This window comes from Hyphomonas sp. (assembly GCF_022844445.1).
Taxonomy (GTDB): Bacteria; Pseudomonadota; Alphaproteobacteria; order Caulobacterales; family Hyphomonadaceae; genus Hyphomonas.
The window spans coordinates 54,672-70,949 of the sequence record NZ_JALHLS010000006.1; the positions used below are offsets into that span (position 1 = coordinate 54,672).

The following is a 16,278-nucleotide window of genomic DNA, read 5'->3' on the forward strand; positions in this document are numbered from 1 at the left end:
CCCTTTGTCTGGTATGGTTGGATGCATCCTATGCGAGCCGGGAGTCGCCTGACACCCCATGCAGCCACATTAGATAGCCTGCGCACCGGCGAAACACAGTGCTGCCTCAAGCCTGTTCAGGCGAGGCCGTCCGGCTCCAAAGGATGGGCAGGCGCGCGCGGTGCAACCGTTTCGCCGAAGTCCAGCAGGTCGCCGGGCTTGCAGTCCAGCGCCTCGCACAGCTTCGCCAGCGTCTCGAAACGCACGCCCTTGACCTTGCCCGACTTCAGAAGCGAGAGGTTCGCCTCGGTGATGCCGATGGCGGCGGCGAGCTCTTTCGCCTTCATCTTTCGGCGCGCGAGCATCACGTCGAGTGTGACGATGATGTCCCGCGCCATCAGATGATCTGGTCGCTGTCGGACTTGAGACGGATGCCTTCGGCGAAGACATGGGACAGGCCTAGGATGGCCGCGCCCATGGCGGCTGTGCCGAGGGCGAGGTCGTTGACCTGCCAGATGAAGCCGCGCCCGTCGCCGGTGGTCCAGCTGAGGACGGTCGGCACGATGATCGCGCTGGCGGCGGCGGCCCAGATGAGGCCGCTGCCCGCACTGCGCAGGGATCTGAGATTGCGGGGCGAGAAGACCTCGCCCTCGCCGGTGCGGCCGAACAGGCCGGCGAAGTCCCCGAGGACGCCCACGATGATCAGGGTCGGCGTGTTGACCAGCAGCGCCAGCAGGAAGGCCTGCAACACGTCGCGCCAGGTCTCCTGCGTGACCACCATGGCGCCGACCTTGCCTGTTATGTCGGCAGCGACAGAGCCAAGCATCATGACGACGACGACAATGGCCGCGACGGACAGCCAGGATGTGTCGCGCAGGGCCGAGGCCGGCGTTTCGTTGGTATCGGAGCGGGTCATGCGAAGATCTCCCTGTTCGGCAGTTACATAGGGCAAAAATTATTGTTTTACAATAATTTCTTTTCGCTTTTCGGAGTTGGAACAGGCTGGTGCCCGCCCTCTATGCGATCCACTCAGTCATGGGGCCGTCTCCACATGCGTGATCTCCAGCTCGATATCGAGCGCGTCGTGCAGGCCCTGGCGGAGACCCTGCTGGCCCTGGATCACCCCGGCGGCATAGGCCTTGAACCGTCGCTCGTTGTCGAGCAAGTCGTTCCGGAAGGCCTGTGACTGCGCCATTGCCGGGAAATCGCAGACGCTTTGGGCCCGGTCGACCGGCGAGAGCCGGATCAGGTCCGGATACTTCCGCGAAAGGACCATCCGGTCCACCTGAATGTCATGGCGCAGCTGTCCATACTCGTCGATGGCCTGCGCGAAGCGGACGATCCGCATTCGGAGTGCCTGGTTCGATACAAGCAGGATCTGCCCTGTCGAAATCAGTTCACTGATCGTCGGCGGAAGGGTGATGTCGCCGGCAAATAAGTGGGATGAAATCACGCCGCTGCAGTGTTCGCTAACCGGTTCAGGCGTCGCAGCGTCCGGCGTGCCGAACGCCTCGAAATAGGCCGCGACCTCTTCCAGGCGTTTGGCCCGCGCCACGGTTTCTGCCCGTTCGGTTTCCTGCTGCGTGATCATGATCGAGACTTCTTCATGCAGACGCAGGAGATAGGCCCGCTCCAGTTCGCGCTCGATAAGCGCCGCGTTCCAGTTGGCGACCTGGGTCGCCACGAACACACCGAGCACGACGATCAGGAAGTCGATGGCGATGGCGGTCCATTCCTGGTTGCGGACATGGCTGATCACGCGGCGCAGCAGCATTCGGCATCCCCCCGGAAGTTCCCGTGGGAAAATCCTGGGAGGGGACGGGCGCGGTGGCCAGAGCGATCAGTCGGCCAGGGTCGGCAGAATCGCGTCGATGGCGGGCTGGCGGGCGAGGATCTTGTTGCGCCAATAGGCGCCGTTGGCGATCAGCTTCAGGCGTTCGGCCTCGGCCATCGCGGCAGCGTGGACCTCGCCGGGCTCCACCACCTTGTCCAGCCAGCCAACGGGCACGGCCTCGTCCGGCGTATAGAGACGGGCCTGCACGAGCGCTTCGGTGAGGTACATCGGGTTAAGGCGGGCGCGGGGCAGCTCGACGCCGAAGCCAGGCAGCGTCATGCCGTTGACGGTTTCGTTCGCACCGATCTTGTAGGCGCCGCGCGCGCCGATGCGCGTGTCTGCGCCGAGCAGCAGGAAGGCGCCCATTGCGATGGCATGGCCTGTGGCGGCGATGATGATAGGCTGCTTTGAAGTGAACAGGCGGAACGCCAGCCTGCCGCCGCCATTAACCAGGCGGCGGACGTCTTCAGGCGCGGCGGAAGCGAGGAATTTCAGGTCGAACCCGGCGGAGAAACGCTCGGGGCGCCCGGTAAGGACGGTCACGCTCGCGGACTTCTCCGCCTCGTCAAGCGCAGCATTGACGGCCTCCAGCATCGCGAGGCTGATGGCGTTGGCCTTGCCATCATCCATGGTGATGAGGGCGATGTCGTTCTCGATCTTCAGCGTGGCGGTCATGGAGGCTCCTGTGTCTGGAGCCGATGTGAGCGGCGTGACATAAGGGAAAGCAAGCCCCCTGCGGCCTACCTCCGTGAGCGGAAGAATTCGCGCAGCATGTCTCCCGCCTCGATGTCGTTTGCGTCGTCCTGCTCCACCTCCGGCCGCCAGTGGCACGTCGGCTGCTGGAAGAAGCGCGGGCCATGGAGGATAGCGCCGCCCTTTGGATCCGTGGCAGCGTAGATGACCTTGCCGATACGCGCGAAGCTGATCGCGCCGGCGCACATCGCGCAGGGCTCCAGCGTGACGTAGAGATGCAGGCCGGTGAGCCGGTAGTTGCCAAGCTTCGCCGCCGCCGAGCGCAGCGCGATGATCTCGGCATGGGCCGTCGGATCATGCGCCATCACAGGGGCATTGGCACCCTCGCCGATGATCTCGCCGGTGGCGGGATCAACAATCACGGCGCCGACGGGCACCTCGCCCGCCTGAGCGGCGGCACGAGCGAGTTCCAGGGCGCGAAGCATGGGGGAAGGCAGCGTGGTCATCGCTACCGTGTAATGTCTTCGCCGGTGGCGAGGAAGTCCTTCATCGCCGCCATCGCGCTGTCGGCTTTCAGGACAGCGTGGAAGCCGTGCTGTTCCTCGCGCGTGCCCACCTCGAGACCCCAAGTGAGGGCGCCGCGCACGAGGCGCTTGGCGTGAGCGAGGCCCTCGGCGCCTCGTTCGGAGAGTTCGGCTGCGATGGCCAGCGCTTCGGTCACGGCGTCTGCGGCGACCGCGTTCACGATACCGAGTGCCAGCGCGCCTTCGGCGTCGACTGTCTGGCCACGGAGTATGAACTCGAGTGCCCGCGCTTCACCGATCATCCGCGGCAGGCGCTGCGTGCCGCCACCTCCCGGGAAGATGCCAACGCGCGTCTCCGGTAGGCCGATCAGGGGCACGCGGTTCGCCACGATGCGCAGGTCGCAGGCCAGCGCAAGCTCGAAGCCGCCGCCCATGCAGACACCGTTGATAGCCGCAATGACGGGCTTCGGAGAGTCGAAGACTGCGCGGATCATGTCAGCAAATCCGCCGCGCTCGAAATCCTCCGGCTTCAGCTGCCCGGCCCGTACCGCCTCGCCCACCGCGACGATCTCGGACACATCATAGTGGCGCACGAACACATCATCCGTACCCGTCAGGACGATGGCGCGGATGCCCGGATCGGCAGACGCCGCCTGCACCGCCGCCAGCATCAACCCCGCGCCCTCGGCGGTCATGTAATGGCGCGGCGGATTCGCATAGCGGATGAGGCGGGTTGCGCCTTTGGTTTCAGTTGTGACGCTCGCCATCCCGGACCTCCCGATTTTTGGCAGACTGCGCCTGCGCAGGAACGAGCGCAAGGCTGTTCAAGTGCCCTCGTCATGCTAAAGCGCTGTCGTCTTCAACCTGGACACATCGCATGCGCATCATCGCCGGACAGCACAAGGGCCGCGCCCTGATTGCCCCCAAGGGGATGGGTACGCGGCCGACCAGTGACCGGACGCGGGAGAGCCTGTTCAACGTGATCGCCCATGCGGACTGGGCTCCGCCGCTGGAGGGCGCGCGGGTGATCGATCTGTTCGCGGGCTCGGGCGCCCTAGGGCTTGAAGCGATGAGCCGGGGCGCGGCCTTCTGCCTGTTCGTCGAGACAGACCACGGCGCGCGCGGCGCGATCCGTGACAATATCGAGGCGCTGGGCCTGTTCGGCAACACGCGCCTGCACCGGCGCTCGGCCACCGACCTCGGCGACAAGCCGGCGGGCGTCGGCAGCCCCTTCACGCTCGCTTTCCTCGACCCGCCCTATCACAAGGGCCTGGTGCAGCCGGCGCTGGATTGCCTGGCGGATGGCAAGTGGCTGGCGGACGACGCGCTGGTGGTTGCCGAGACGGGATCGGACGAGATGCTCATGTTCCCTGGCTGGACGCTGATCGACGTCCGCGACTATGGCGCCGCGCGCGTGAGTTTTCTGAAAAGAATGTAATCCGAAACGGATTCAGCATCGGCAAAAAAGATGGTTCAATACCGGCGTCGATCCGGAGAAAATGAATGGACCTCAATCGTCGAGCCTTCATCGCTGCGGCCGGGGGACTGCCATTGATCACAGCGGCGTCCGCACAGACGCCGCTCAAGAAATCCGCATTCTTCCAAACAAGGGGAGACTTCCTGGTCGAAATCCTGGCCGACTGTGTTCGCAAAGAATTTGGCGTGCACGCGGAATGGTTTCGGGGAGATTTCCGACGGGTCGAGAGGTTCCTTGCGCGCAACCGAGATCAATTCGGACTGATCGGCTGCGTTGTACAACCGCCACCCATCATAAGCACGGGTTGGCCGGCATACCGGCTTTCGACGGTTGATCTTTGTCCGCAAACAGAGGAAATCCAGATGCCTTTTCCGGTTCGGAAAATCCGGGATTCGATTCAAAGACTGACAGGCTGGAGCCGTATCGACGTCTGATACTATCCACGCCGTCAGGCCTCCAGAAACTCACTTCTGATGTCAAAGCTCGATTTATTTGTCCCGACATCCTTGGCGCAATCGGCGAGCCACCGGTCGGCGGCTTCAATTCCCCTGTCCCGCAGTTCGAGGAGGAAGCGCCAGCGCGTGTCGGACTTGGTGGCGAGGTTGTAGCCGATCAGGTCCTGCCCGCCCCTGATGGCGTGGATGTTCAGCCTGCGGTATTTCTTCATCACCGTCTCTTTCAGCATGCCGTCGTCGATGAGGCGCTGGACGAACGCGATCGCGCGCAGCTCGCCGATCAGCGAGGCGTTGAAGCTGATCTCGTTGAGGCGTTCCTGGATTTCGGCCGCACGCTTCGGCGTGCCGGGGCGCGTGAGCGGATTGAGGATGACGAGCAGCACGTCGCGCGGGGCGCCGGAATAGATCAGCGGGAAGAGGCTGGGGTTTCCCATGTAGCCGCCATCCCAATAAGGCGTGCCGCCGATCTCCACGGCCTGGAAGCTCTGCGGCAGGCAGGCCGAGGCGAGCACGGCATCTGTGGTGATCTCCCCCTTCGAGAAGACGCGCACCTTGCCGGTTTCAACATTCGTGGCCGACAGGAAGAGTTTGAGGCCAGACGCGTGGACTGCGCCGAAATCGATCTCGGCTTCGACGAGGGTGCGTAGCGGATTGTAGTTGAAGGGGTTCAGGTCGTAGGGGCTGGCGAGGGATTGCAGCGCCGTCGCCATGGCAAACCCGGCCGAGCCAAAAGCGCCTAGGGCCGAGCTGGCATCGGACACCTTGCGCCAGAGTGACGCCAGTTCGGCGCGTGCGCCTTCCGGGCCGCCCTTGGCGAGACCGGCCGCATAGGCCACTGCGTTGATCGCCCCGGCGGAGGTGGCTGAGATGGCCTCAATGGCGAGACTTTCCTCGCTGCTCAGCCGGTCGAGCACGCCCCAGGTGTAGGCGCCGTGCGCGCCGCCGCCTTGCAGGGCAAGGCTGATGGGGCGGGGTTTTCCTTTGGCCTTGGCCATGAGGGCTCCTTTCATGCAGCGCCTGCCCCTGCTAACGGAGTGCGCACCAGCCCGCCAGCCCCGGAGACCGGATGCCTGCCCCGCAAGACGCCCCTGCCTCCGGCCCGCGCAGCTTAACCATTCAGTCGGTCGGCGCGCAGGGCGACGGGCGCGCCGAGGAGAAGGGCGCCTGGGTGAGCGTGCCGTTTACGCTGGCGGGCGAGACGGTAAGGGTGGAGGGTATGGGCGAGCGGCTGAAGCTGCTGGAGGTGCTGGCGCCCTCGCCGGAGCGGGCGCGGCCAGCCTGCCGGCATTTCGGCACATGCGGCGGGTGCACGCTGCAGCATATGGCGCCCGCGCCATATGCTGCGTTCAAGCGCGAGCAGATCCTCCGTACACTGAGGGCCCGGGGGATTGAAGCGGACGTGGTGGACACATGGGTGACGCCGGCCGGCTCGCGTCGGCGTGCGGCGTTCACGGCCAGGCGGATGGGCAAGCAGGTGGTGGTCGGCTTCCACGCGCGCAGGAGCCATGAACTGGTGGCGCTGGCAGAATGTCCCGTGGCGCGCTCGTCGATCGTCGCTGCCCTGCCGCGCCTCAGGGAGATCGCCGGATACCTGGTGGATGACAAGGACGGGATTGGCATGCTGGTCACGGAGACGGCCTCAGGCCTCGATTTGCACATCACGGGCCTCGCGAAAGAGGTGAAAGCGCTCGCCCGCGCGGAGGCAGCAAGCGCGGCGCTGAGGGCCGGCTTTGCGCGCGTCTCGATTGAAGATGCGGACGTGCTGACCGAGCGGAGGCCGAGCCTGCCGGCGGGCGGCGCGAACCTCTTGCCGCCGCCGGGGAGCTTTCTGCAGGCAAGCGCCGAGGCCGAGGCGGAGATGGAGCGGATTGTGCGCGAACACCTGAAGTTCGCTGTCCACGTCGCGGACCTTTTCTCCGGATGCGGAACATTCGCGCTGCGCCTCGCCGCCGAGGCCAGCGTGCTGGCGGCGGAAGGCAATGCGGCAGCGATCGAGGCGCTGAAAGAGTCCGTGCGTGCCGCGCACGGGCTGAAGCCGGTCACGGCCGAGGTGCGCGATCTCTTCCGCAACCCCTATGGCGCGGCGGAGCTGTCGCGGCTTGGCGGCGTCGTGCTCGATCCGCCTCGCGCCGGCGCTGCCGCGCAGGTGGCGGAGCTTGCAAAATCACGCGTACCGAAGATCGCTTATGTCTCGTGCGATCCTGCCACGCTGGCACGCGACCTGCGCACGCTGGTGGATGGCGGCTACCGGATCGTCCGTATTCACCCCATCGACCAGTTCCTCTGGTCTGCGCACGTCGAGGCCGTCGCGCTGCTGGAGCGAAGGCTATGACCGGCAAACCGCAACCCGCCGTTGGCACGGTGTGCTTCAAGGGCGACGACGTACTGCTGATCCGCCGGGGCACGAAGCCGCTGGCGGGAGACTGGTCGATACCCGGTGGACGCATCGAGTTCGGCGAACGCGCCGAGGCGGCAGCGCTGCGCGAACTTGCGGAAGAGACCGGCATCACGGCGCGGCTCGTCGGCCTCGTCGATGTGGTGGATGCGATTTTCACCTCGCGCAGCACCGGCGCCGTGGCGCGCCATTATGTGCTTTTTGACTATGCGGCCGTCTGGATCAGCGGCGAGCCGGTCGCGGGCGACGATGCCGACCATGCCGAGTGGATCTCTCCCGCGCAGCTGACAGCGCTGCCGCTCTGGGACGAGACCCGCCGGGTGATTGAGTCGGCGCGCAGGTTGGCGCGAGGGTAGGCCCTTGACCCTCCGCGGCGGAAGGCCAGTGTAGACGGTCACAACACCAGAAGATTTCCAGGGAGGATTTCCGCACATGACTTACAAACCCTTTGATCTCAGCGGCAAGGTTGTCGTCGTCACCGGCGGCAACAAGGGTATCGGCCTCGGCATGGTCGAGGCGCTGGCCGCCTCCAATGCCGATGTCGTCATCTGGGGCCGCAAGACCGCAGACAATGATGCCGCCGTCAAATCCGCCTCCAAGCTTGGCACGGGCAAGGTGAAGGCATGGGTCGTCGATGTCGGTGAGGAAGACCAGGTCGTGAAGGCGATGAAAGAGGCAGAAGAAGAGTTCAAGCGCATCGACGCCTGTATCGCGAACGCCGGCGTCGGCCGCGGCGCGGCCTCCTTCGAGACCATGACGCTGGACACCTGGCGCTACAATCAGCGGATCAACGCCGAGGGCGCCTTCTTCACGCTGCGTGAAGCGGCCAAGTCGATGGTAACACGCGCCAAGGCAGGCGATCCGGGTGGCAGCCTCGTCGGGACGGCCTCGCTTGCCGGCATCGAGGGCGCCGGCCGCAACCAGGCCTATGCCCATACCAAAGGCGGTCTGATCGCCATGATGAATGCGTGCGCCGTGGAATATGGCCGCTACGGCATCCGGGCCAACTCGGTTCTGCCGGGCTGGATCGCCACCGACATGACCGAAGGCGCGCAGGGCAATGACGTGTTCGCCACGAAGGTCATCACCCGAGTGCCGATTCGCCGTTGGGGTGAACCGGCAGACTTCGGCGGCATCGCGGTTTACCTGGCTTCGGACGCCTCGAAGTATCACTCGGGCGACACGCTTGTCATCGATGGCGGCTACGCGAAGTTCTGATTCGGCCAGTCCAGATCAATGCGAAGGGGCGCTTCGGCGCCCCTTTTTATGCGCCGTTCCGCCAAATAAAAAGGCCGCCTCCCGAAGGAGGCGGCCTTATCTTTTAGGCCGGCAAGCCGGGCCGCGGGAGATTACTCCGGAGCGGCTTCGGTCGTTGCTTCTTCGGTTGCTTCAGCGACAGCGCCTTCAACGGCGTCGGTCGCTGCTTCAACGGCAACGTCGGTGGCTTCGGTCGTAGCTTCGACAGCTTCGACGACAGCTTCTTCGGTCGTTGCAGCAGCTTCAGCAGCCACTTCTTCGACGGTCACTTCTTCAGCGGCCGGAGCAGCTTCTTCGGTCGCGCCGCAAGCGGCGAGGACGAGGGCGGAAGCAGCGGCGGCAGCAAGGACGAGCATTTTCATGATGGTAGTACCCCTGTTGAGTGTTCTTGCGAACGATCGGTGCTCTAGCACCTGTTGAACATTGCTGAAAGTTAATTCTTCAGTTCTGTGCGATCTATTCGCTTCGGTTGAAGAAAACCCTCGCCCGCCTATGGGAAAGGGCAGCTTCAAGCCAGCTTCCGATTACTCGGGAGCGGCTTCTTCGGTAACGCCTTCTTCGGTGTCAGCGGTCGCCGGGCCGACTTCGGCCTCAACGGTGGCTTCGACTTCAACGGCTTCGGCTTCACCATCGTCTTCCACTGCGACCGCTTCGACAGCGGCTTCAGCTTCCACGATTTCAGTTGCGGGGGCCGGTTCACCTGCGAACGCGACACCCGCGAAAAGGATTGCAGCGGCAGCGCCAGCAAACAGCTTTGTCATTGGGATTTTCCTTCTTTTGACACCCTGCCCGGCCGTTTTCTCCCCGGACCCTGCGCTCATGCCCACTGATCGGGGCCAGATTGCGGCAAATACGCGGCAATTCTGTTCCAAAAAGGACACCTTGTGCAGTTGCTCCAAAGACTCTTGCGTTGACCTTGGGGCGGCAGCCTAAGGATTAGGCAGTCCAAAGACACCCAACGGAGACTCCCATGGCGCTCAAAACCCGGCTGACTGACCTGCTGAAAGTCCAACATCCGATCATGCTGGCCGGCATGGGCGGGGTTTCCTATGCGGAAGTCTGCGCCGCGATGTGCAACGCGGGCGGGTACGGCGTCCTCGGTATGGCGGGCACTTCGCCCCAGTTCATCGCCGGCCAGATGAAGAAAGTGCGCGAGCTGACTGACAAGCCGTTTGGCGTGGACCTGCTCGCCGCCAGCCCCGAAAGCCTCGAGGAATCGGTCGACGTCATCATCAAGGGCGGCGCCGATTCGTTCGTTGCAGGCCTAGGCGTGCCCCTGCCCATCATGGCGCGGCTGAAGGCGGCAGGCGTGAAAGTGATGGTGGTCGGCGGGGCCGTGAAACACGCGGTCAAGGCCGAGGAAGCCGGTTGCGACGCCGTAATCCTGCAAGGCGGCGAAGGCGGCGGGCATACCGGCCTTGTCGGCACAATGCCGCTGGTTGCCCAGGCGGTTGAGGCGGTCAAAATTCCGGTCATTGCGGCCGGCGGTATCTATGACGGGCGCGGCCTTGCCGCCGCCCTAGCCCTCGGCGCCGAAGGCGTCTGGATGGGTACCCGCTTCATTGCCTCGGCCGAAGCCCACGCCGCCAACATGTACAAGAATGCCGTCGTCGAGGCCGGCGACACCGACACGACCCGCACGCGCTGCTATTCGGGCAAGCCGATGCGCTGCCGCACCAACGACTACATTAATGACTGGGAACAGCGCCCGCAGGACATCAAGCCTTTCCCATTCCAGGCGATCCACTCGACCCAGACCGGCGTGATCGGCGGCATCGGCGGCATTACCGACGAGGCCAAACTGAACCCCGACTCGAGCTGCTTTGCCATGGGCCAGTCGGCTGGCGGGGTGCGCGAGGTAAAGCCGGTGGCGGCTATCGTTGCCGACATCATGCGCGACGCGGAGGCCTCGATCGACCGGATGAACAGCCTGCGGGCGAAAGCCAAGGTCTGATCCATCACGCCGACCGGGGGAAAAGGCCTGTCCCGCTCCTGCGGGACAGGCCTTTTCCCTTTGAAGCGCCCGCATTGCGCCCACCGCGAAAGAGGCGTATGCCGCGCCCCGCCGCGATCGGAGAGGCCTTTTCCATAAATCCGATCGGCACGGCCGGAGCCAAGAATGACAGGTTCAACGCCTGTTCGCGAGCCTTCCACCCCGTCGCCCCCTCCCGGACATTCCCCTGACACCTACGCCCCCGCCGCGCATGGGCACGGCAAGGACAAGTTCTGGGCGCTGGCCGTCGGGGCGGCCGGTGTCGTCTACGGCGATATCGGCACCAGCCCGATCTATGCCTTCCGCGAGTCCCTGCACGGCGCGATGAAGGACGGCCTCGCGCGCGCCGAAGTGCTCGGTGTGATCTCCCTGATGCTCTGGGCACTGATCTTCGTGGTAACGATCAAATACGCCATCTTCATCATGCGGGCCGACAACAAGGGCGAAGGCGGCGTGCTGTCGCTGATGGCGCTGGCGCAGCATGCCATTGGCCGGCGCACCTCCATGGTGTTCCTCCTCGGCGTCGCCGGCGCGGCGCTGTTCTATGGCGACGCAGTGTTGACGCCCGCTATTTCGGTTCTGTCGGCGGTCGAGGGCATCAACCTCGCCATCCCGGCCTTCAATCCGAACTGGGTGCAGCCTGTCGCCATCGGCATTCTCGTCGCCCTGTTCGCGGCGCAGGCACGCGGGACCGGCAAGGTCGGGCTCGTGTTCGGCCCTCTGATGGTCGTCTGGTTTCTCGTCCTCGCCGCGCTCGGCATCATGCATATCCGCGACGACGTTGGCATCTTCGCCGCCTTCAACCCCGCCTATGCGATCGGCTTTCTCACCACGCACGGCGCAGCAGCCTTTATCGTGCTCGGGTCGGTCTTCCTGTGCGTGACCGGCGCGGAAGCTCTGTATGCGGACATGGGTCATTTCGGCAAAGGCCCGATCCGCGGCGCCTGGCTGTTCTTCGTGTTGCCCTGCCTTGCGCTGAACTACCTCGGTCAGGGTGCGATGGTTCTGGCCCATCCCGAACTTGCCGAGAACCCGTTCTTTCTGATGGCACCGGACTGGGGCCTCGTGCCGCTATCGCTGCTCACCATGGCGGCCACGATCATCGCCAGCCAGGCCGTCATCACCGGGGCTTTCTCCCTCACCCAGCAAGCGATCCAGCTCGGCCTGCTGCCGCGCCTCGAGATCCGCTACACCAACGAGGAGCAGCGCGGCCAAATCTACCTGCCCCAGATCAACTGGCTGCTGCTGACCGGCGTGATCGCGCTCGTCATCGTGTTTCGCTCCTCCTCCAACCTCGCTTCCGCCTATGGCATCGCCGTGACCGCCACGATGATGGTCGATAGCTTCCTCATCTACATCGTGATGACCAAGCTCTGGAGCTTCCGCCCCTGGCTTGCCGTGTTGATTGTCACGCCCTTCCTTGTCGTGGATTCGGCCTTCCTCGGCGCAAACCTCCTGAAGGTATTCGCGGGCGGCTGGTTCCCGATCCTGTTGGGCGGGTGCCTGCTCTTCATGATGCTGACCTGGGTGCGCGGCACCGGAATCCTGATGGCGAAGACGCGGCGGGACTCAGTGCCCTTGATCGACCTGATCGAGTCACTGAAGATCGGCCCGCCCGCCCGCGTCCGCGGCACGGCGGTGTTCCTGACCAGCACGCTCGATGCCGCGCCCATCGCTCTCTTGCACAACCTTAAACACAATAAGGTGCTGCACGAGCGCAACGTGATCCTGAAGGTCGTGACTGCCGACACGCCTCGCGTGCCAGATGGCAGCCGCGCCGTCGTCCATAAGCTGAGTGAGGATTTCGTCTCGATAGAGCTGACCTTTGGCTTCATGGAAAGCCCGAACGTGCCGCGCGTTCTGGCGCAGATGCGTAAGTCTGGCGGGCCGAAGTTCGACATCATGAATACGAGCTTCTTCCTCGGCCGACGCACCGTGCTTCCCTCGCAGAAGGGCGGCATGCCGCACTGGCAGGACAAGATTTACATCGCGTTGGCGCGCGCCTCGGCGAATGCAAGCGACTTCTTCCACATCCCGTCCGGCCGCGCTGTGGAACTGGGGGCGCAGATCGTCGTGTGAGCCAGCGCTTCACACTTCCGAAATCCGCCATCCGCCTGAACCTTGCGGCGAGCTATGGCAATCCGAAGCGGCTGAACGAAGTTACGGCGAAACGCTACCGCGCCTGATGCTGGCGCCCGGCGGGCGGGCTGCCGTACTCGCGCGGATGGAACAGACGGCGCTGAAGGATCCGGTGATGCGGCTGCCGCTGATCAAGGCGCCGGTGCTGCTGCTCTGGGGACGCAAGGACCGGCTGATCCCATTCAGCAATTCTGCCGGCTATACGCGGCTCCTGCCGGACAACCGCCTCGTTGCGTGTAAGGACCTCGGCCATGCGCCGATGGAAGAAGACCCGCCCAATCGCTCGCGCCACTGCGGGAATTCCTGGCCGAATAGCGCCTAGAGCCAGCCGCGCCACTTGAAGAACTGGTAGGGCACGATAGCGGACAGCACCATGAGCGCCACCGCAAAAGGGTAGCCGTAAGGCCAGGCCAGTTCCGGCATGAAGTCGAAGTTCATGCCGTAGATCGACGCGATCAGCGTAGGCGGCAGGAACACCACGGCGGCGACCGAAAAGATCTTGATGATACCGGTCTGCTGGATGTTGATCATGCCGAGCGTGGCATCGAGCAGGAAATTGATCTTCTGAGTCAGGAACCCCGCATGGTCGATGAGGGCTTGCACATCGCGGCTCAGCGCCTTGAACCGCCCCGCGGCGTCCTTTTCTAGCTTGCGCGCCTGCGCGGCAGCGGTTGCATAGGTCAGCAGCCGCTGGATTGATACGAGACTTTCATACAATTTCGAGAGAAGGTCGCCCTTGCGGCCGATCTGTTCGAGCACGGACTGAAAGTCGCGCGGTTTCGGCTTCGGCTTGGGCGCCAGGAGAGCAGCAACCGGCGCCTGCTTTGGAACGGGCGGCGGAATGGCAAATATCTCGCGGGACACGCCATCAAGTTCATGCCCCGTGCGCTCCAGCACGTCGCCGGCGCGCTCAATGAGCCCCTCCAGCAAACCCGCCATCAGGCCTTCCGCCGTGAACGTGCCTGCCTTGTGGCAACGCGCCACGAAGGCATCAATGGCGCGCGGCTCTTCGTAACGCAGCGTAATGAGGTGTTCTCCGGCAAGCACGAACGACACAGGTGACATCAGCACATTGTCGCCGTCCGTATTGGACAGCATCATCGCCGTCATGAAATGTGCGTTCTCTTCCGCATACAGGCGGCTCGATATTTCGATCTCGCTCATTTCCTCAAGCGTCGGCACATCGATGCCGAAGGAGCGTTCGACCGCCACTTCTTCGTCCTTCGTCGGGCGTAGCAGGTCGACCCAGACCGCCTGGTCCAGCGCGGCAAGGTCACCCCCGGCGAGCACGAAACGACCGGACCGGTTGGCGTAAGTGCGGATCATGGGCGGCCTGCCTGAGAAAGGTTTGCCGCCCGTGTCTGCGTCAAGTCGCGGCGCCCTGCAATGCCGGGCTTACCCGGCAGGCGTCAGCCGCAGCAACCGGGCGCCGCCCTTGTCCTCCAGGACGTAGATCGCACCGTCCGGGCCTTCCTCAACCTCGCGGACCCGCTTGCCCCACTTGAAACGCTCAGCCTCGGTGGCCGTGCCGTCAGCATTGATGGCCACGCGCACCAGGGCCTGCGCGGACAGGCCGCCAATCAGGGCGTTGCCCTTCCAGTCCGCAAACAGAGCGCCCTCATAGAGATCGAGCCCGGCCGGGCTGATCGCCGGCACCCAATAGGCGGCAGGCGCAGCAAATTCGGGACGTGTCGAATGGTCCGGAATGTCGCCGCCATCGTAGTGGTTTCCGTTTGATACTTCCGGATAGCCATAATTCTTTCCGCGGACGATCAGGTTGAGCTCGTCGCCATGCGCCGGACCCATCTCGTGCACCCACAGCTTGCCGTCCGATGCGAAGGCGATGCCCAACGGATTGCGGTGACCGAGCGTCCAGACTTCAGCGGCGGGGCCGCCTTGCGACGCAAACGGATTGTCGCCCGGTATGCTACCATCCAGATTGAGGCGAACGACCTTACCGAGCGTAGAGCCCATGTCTTGCGCGGGCGCGAACTTCTGACGCTCGCCCGAGGTGATGAAAAGGTGGCGATCCGGCGAGACCGCGAGGCGGTGGCCATAATGGCCATCACCGGTCACCTTGTCGAACTGCCGCCAGACAACAGTCCGCTCACTGACGGTCCCGCCGCCTGCAGTCAACGTCACCTTCGCCAATTCGACGGCTGCGCCTGAAAGCTGGTAATTGTCGGCATCACGCTCGACGTACGAAATGTAGACCTGCCCGGTCGTTGCAAAGTCCGGGTGCAGGATGATGTCGCCCAGGCCGCCCTGCCCACGCGCGTCCACGTCAGGTCCGCCGGATAGCGTGCCGGCCTTGCTGCCATCTGCGTTCACAAGCCAGATCGCGCCGTCCTTCTCGGTCACCAGCGCGCGTCCGTCCGGCAGAAAGGTCATCGCCCAAGGATTTTCGAAGGTCGCAAGTTCGGCGGCGCGCAGCACCGTGCCGTCGGTGCCGGTTATGCGGAAGCCGCGATCAGGGTCAGGGGCTGCGCCCGCTGGCGCCTCGCTCGCACAAGCGGCCAGGGCAAAGGCAATTGCAGACGCGGCCACGGAAGCGGCGATCAATTTGGAAGGGGACATGATGGAGCTCCTTTGGTCACTAACCCGCGAGGAAGGCAACGGGTTCAACGAGATGTTTCATAGGCTTGCCGCTTAAATAGTGCGCCAGATTTGCGAGAAAAGTCTCGTCGGCGCCCGCCACTGTTCCCGGCGTTTCTGAACTGTCATGCGGCGTGATGGAAATTTTCGGGTGGCGCCAAAGCGGGCTGCCTTCAGGCAGCGGCTCTGTCCGTGTCACGTCCAGCGCCGCGAAGGCGGGCCGCCCCGCATCCAGCGCCGCCATCAGCGCCGCCTCATCCACCAGCGCCCCGCGCCCGAGGTTCAGGAACAGCGCCTCCGGCGCCATCGCGGCAAAGAAGTCCGCCCCGGCCATATTCTCGGTCTCCGGCGTATGCGGCGGGCAGAGCAGCACAATATCTGCGCGCGGCAGCTCGGTCATCAGCTCGGAGGGCGCCACGATCCGCGCAGCGCCTTCGGCTGGCCCCGGCGAACGACGCAGGCCCGTGACCTGGCCGCCCAGGGCCGTCACACGGCGCCCGACCGCCTGCCCGATCGAGCCGTAGCCAACCACCAGCCAGAGCGAACCCCTGATCTCCCGCGCCTTCGTCCGCTTCCAGGCTCCCTCGGCCTGCAAGGCCCTGTGTCGGGGGCCATTGCGAAGGAAATCCAGCGCCTGCCAAAGCGCCCATTCCGCCATCGCTTCGGCCTGTGTGTGATTCGTCGTGTAAAGCCGCGCCTTCTGGCCGATCATCACCAGCGCCGGGTTCTCGATGCCGGCTGCTGCCGACTGGAACCAGTCCAGCGACGGACTTTTCAGGATCCCGGTCATGAACTCCCGAACCGCAGGCGAATAGAACCCGTCGGAATTGCCGAACGCAATGTCCAGTGGCGGCAGGGCATCCAGCGCCTCGCTGGTCCATCCGTCATGGGCCTTGCCGGCATCATCGATGGTCACGAAACGGACAGCGGCTTCCAA

Annotated in this window: 20 protein-coding genes; 8 read left to right on the plus strand and 12 right to left on the minus strand. The window is 64.4% G+C overall.

Going from position 1 to position 16,278, the window contains the following annotated elements:
- Window positions 1–116: 116 nt before the first annotated feature.
- The 6 genes from Q0C17_RS08575 to Q0C17_RS08600 form a co-directional block, all read right to left on the minus strand.
- On the minus strand, window positions 117–377 hold the full coding sequence (locus tag Q0C17_RS08575; protein WP_366914787.1) for a helix-turn-helix transcriptional regulator: 261 nt from the start codon (window positions 375–377) through the stop codon (window positions 117–119).
- Window positions 377–895, minus strand: coding sequence for a DUF2975 domain-containing protein (locus Q0C17_RS08580; RefSeq protein WP_291204436.1), 519 nt, complete (start codon window positions 893–895; stop codon window positions 377–379). Before Q0C17_RS08580 ends, Q0C17_RS08575 begins: the two co-directional genes overlap by 1 nt.
- 117 nt (window positions 896–1,012) lie before the next feature.
- Window positions 1,013–1,753, minus strand: a complete 741-nt coding sequence (locus Q0C17_RS08585; RefSeq protein ID WP_291204439.1) for a hypothetical protein — start codon at window positions 1,751–1,753, stop codon at window positions 1,013–1,015.
- A gap of 66 nt (window positions 1,754–1,819) precedes the next feature.
- The gene (locus Q0C17_RS08590) at window positions 1,820–2,488 is read right to left on the minus strand and encodes a crotonase/enoyl-CoA hydratase family protein (RefSeq protein WP_291204443.1); all 669 of its coding nucleotides are present in this window, start codon (window positions 2,486–2,488) and stop codon (window positions 1,820–1,822) included.
- Between the two features lie 65 nt (window positions 2,489–2,553).
- The gene (locus Q0C17_RS08595; protein ID WP_291204446.1) at window positions 2,554–2,991 is read right to left on the minus strand and encodes a nucleoside deaminase; all 438 of its coding nucleotides are present in this window, start codon (window positions 2,989–2,991) and stop codon (window positions 2,554–2,556) included.
- A gap of 23 nt (window positions 2,992–3,014) precedes the next feature.
- Window positions 3,015–3,797, minus strand: coding sequence for an enoyl-CoA hydratase/isomerase family protein (locus Q0C17_RS08600; RefSeq protein WP_291204449.1), 783 nt, complete (start codon window positions 3,795–3,797; stop codon window positions 3,015–3,017).
- Between the two features lie 110 nt (window positions 3,798–3,907).
- Between Q0C17_RS08600 and rsmD the strand changes: the two genes are divergently transcribed.
- A complete protein-coding gene (gene rsmD, locus Q0C17_RS08605) occupies window positions 3,908–4,468 on the plus strand; it encodes a 16S rRNA (guanine(966)-N(2))-methyltransferase RsmD (RefSeq protein ID WP_291204452.1) in 561 nt (186 codons plus the stop codon).
- 65 nt (window positions 4,469–4,533) lie between these two features.
- Entirely contained in the window at window positions 4,534–4,941 is a 408-nt protein-coding gene (locus Q0C17_RS08610) for a hypothetical protein (protein WP_291204455.1), read from the plus strand.
- Window positions 4,942–4,955: 14 nt separating this feature from the next.
- Here Q0C17_RS08610 and Q0C17_RS08615 read toward each other — a convergent pair whose 3' ends face one another.
- Window positions 4,956–5,957 carry a patatin-like phospholipase family protein gene (locus tag Q0C17_RS08615; RefSeq protein WP_291204458.1) on the minus strand — a complete coding sequence of 334 codons (1,002 nt, stop codon included), beginning with the start codon at window positions 5,955–5,957 and terminating at the stop codon, window positions 4,956–4,958.
- A gap of 71 nt (window positions 5,958–6,028) precedes the next feature.
- Here Q0C17_RS08615 and Q0C17_RS08620 point away from each other — a divergent pair, with 71 nt between their 5' ends.
- The 3 genes from Q0C17_RS08620 to Q0C17_RS08630 all read left to right on the plus strand — a co-directional run bounded on the left by Q0C17_RS08620 (window position 6,029) and on the right by Q0C17_RS08630 (window position 8,575).
- A complete protein-coding gene (locus Q0C17_RS08620) occupies window positions 6,029–7,294 on the plus strand; it encodes a hypothetical protein (RefSeq protein WP_291204461.1) in 1,266 nt (421 codons plus the stop codon).
- On the plus strand, window positions 7,291–7,713 hold the full coding sequence (locus Q0C17_RS08625; RefSeq protein WP_291204464.1) for an NUDIX domain-containing protein: 423 nt from the start codon (window positions 7,291–7,293) through the stop codon (window positions 7,711–7,713). Before Q0C17_RS08620 ends, Q0C17_RS08625 begins: the two co-directional genes overlap by 4 nt.
- A 76-nt stretch (window positions 7,714–7,789) precedes the next feature.
- On the plus strand, window positions 7,790–8,575 hold the full coding sequence (locus Q0C17_RS08630) for an SDR family oxidoreductase (protein WP_291204467.1): 786 nt from the start codon (window positions 7,790–7,792) through the stop codon (window positions 8,573–8,575).
- A gap of 131 nt (window positions 8,576–8,706) precedes the next feature.
- Here Q0C17_RS08630 and Q0C17_RS08635 read toward each other — a convergent pair whose 3' ends face one another.
- Complete coding sequence (locus Q0C17_RS08635; RefSeq protein WP_291204470.1) at window positions 8,707–8,976, minus strand: hypothetical protein; 270 nt, start codon at window positions 8,974–8,976, stop codon at window positions 8,707–8,709.
- Between the two features lie 162 nt (window positions 8,977–9,138).
- On the minus strand, window positions 9,139–9,375 hold the full coding sequence (locus Q0C17_RS08640; RefSeq protein ID WP_291204473.1) for a hypothetical protein: 237 nt from the start codon (window positions 9,373–9,375) through the stop codon (window positions 9,139–9,141).
- A 209-nt stretch (window positions 9,376–9,584) separates the two neighbouring features.
- Between Q0C17_RS08640 and Q0C17_RS08645 the strand changes: the two genes are divergently transcribed.
- The 3 genes from Q0C17_RS08645 to Q0C17_RS08655 all read left to right on the plus strand — a co-directional run bounded on the left by Q0C17_RS08645 (window position 9,585) and on the right by Q0C17_RS08655 (window position 13,068).
- Window positions 9,585–10,568 (plus strand): nitronate monooxygenase, encoded by a 984-nt coding sequence (locus Q0C17_RS08645; RefSeq protein WP_291204476.1) that lies wholly within the window; start codon window positions 9,585–9,587, stop codon window positions 10,566–10,568.
- Between the two features lie 165 nt (window positions 10,569–10,733).
- Complete coding sequence (locus tag Q0C17_RS08650; protein WP_291204479.1) at window positions 10,734–12,686, plus strand: potassium transporter Kup; 1,953 nt, start codon at window positions 10,734–10,736, stop codon at window positions 12,684–12,686.
- A 106-nt stretch (window positions 12,687–12,792) separates the two neighbouring features.
- Window positions 12,793–13,068, plus strand: a complete 276-nt coding sequence (locus Q0C17_RS08655; RefSeq protein ID WP_291204481.1) for an alpha/beta hydrolase — start codon at window positions 12,793–12,795, stop codon at window positions 13,066–13,068.
- Here Q0C17_RS08655 and Q0C17_RS08660 read toward each other — a convergent pair.
- From Q0C17_RS08660 to Q0C17_RS08670, 3 genes are all read right to left on the minus strand, one after another.
- Window positions 13,065–14,072 carry a magnesium transporter CorA family protein gene (locus tag Q0C17_RS08660; protein WP_291204484.1) on the minus strand — a complete coding sequence of 336 codons (1,008 nt, stop codon included), beginning with the start codon at window positions 14,070–14,072 and terminating at the stop codon, window positions 13,065–13,067. The genes Q0C17_RS08655 and Q0C17_RS08660 overlap by 4 nt on opposite strands.
- A 69-nt stretch (window positions 14,073–14,141) precedes the next feature.
- Entirely contained in the window at window positions 14,142–15,323 is a 1,182-nt protein-coding gene (locus tag Q0C17_RS08665; protein WP_291204487.1) for a PQQ-dependent sugar dehydrogenase, read from the minus strand.
- 19 nt (window positions 15,324–15,342) lie between these two features.
- Entirely contained in the window at window positions 15,343–16,257 is a 915-nt protein-coding gene (locus Q0C17_RS08670; protein WP_291204490.1) for a D-2-hydroxyacid dehydrogenase, read from the minus strand.
- Window positions 16,258–16,278: the final 21 nt, after the last annotated feature.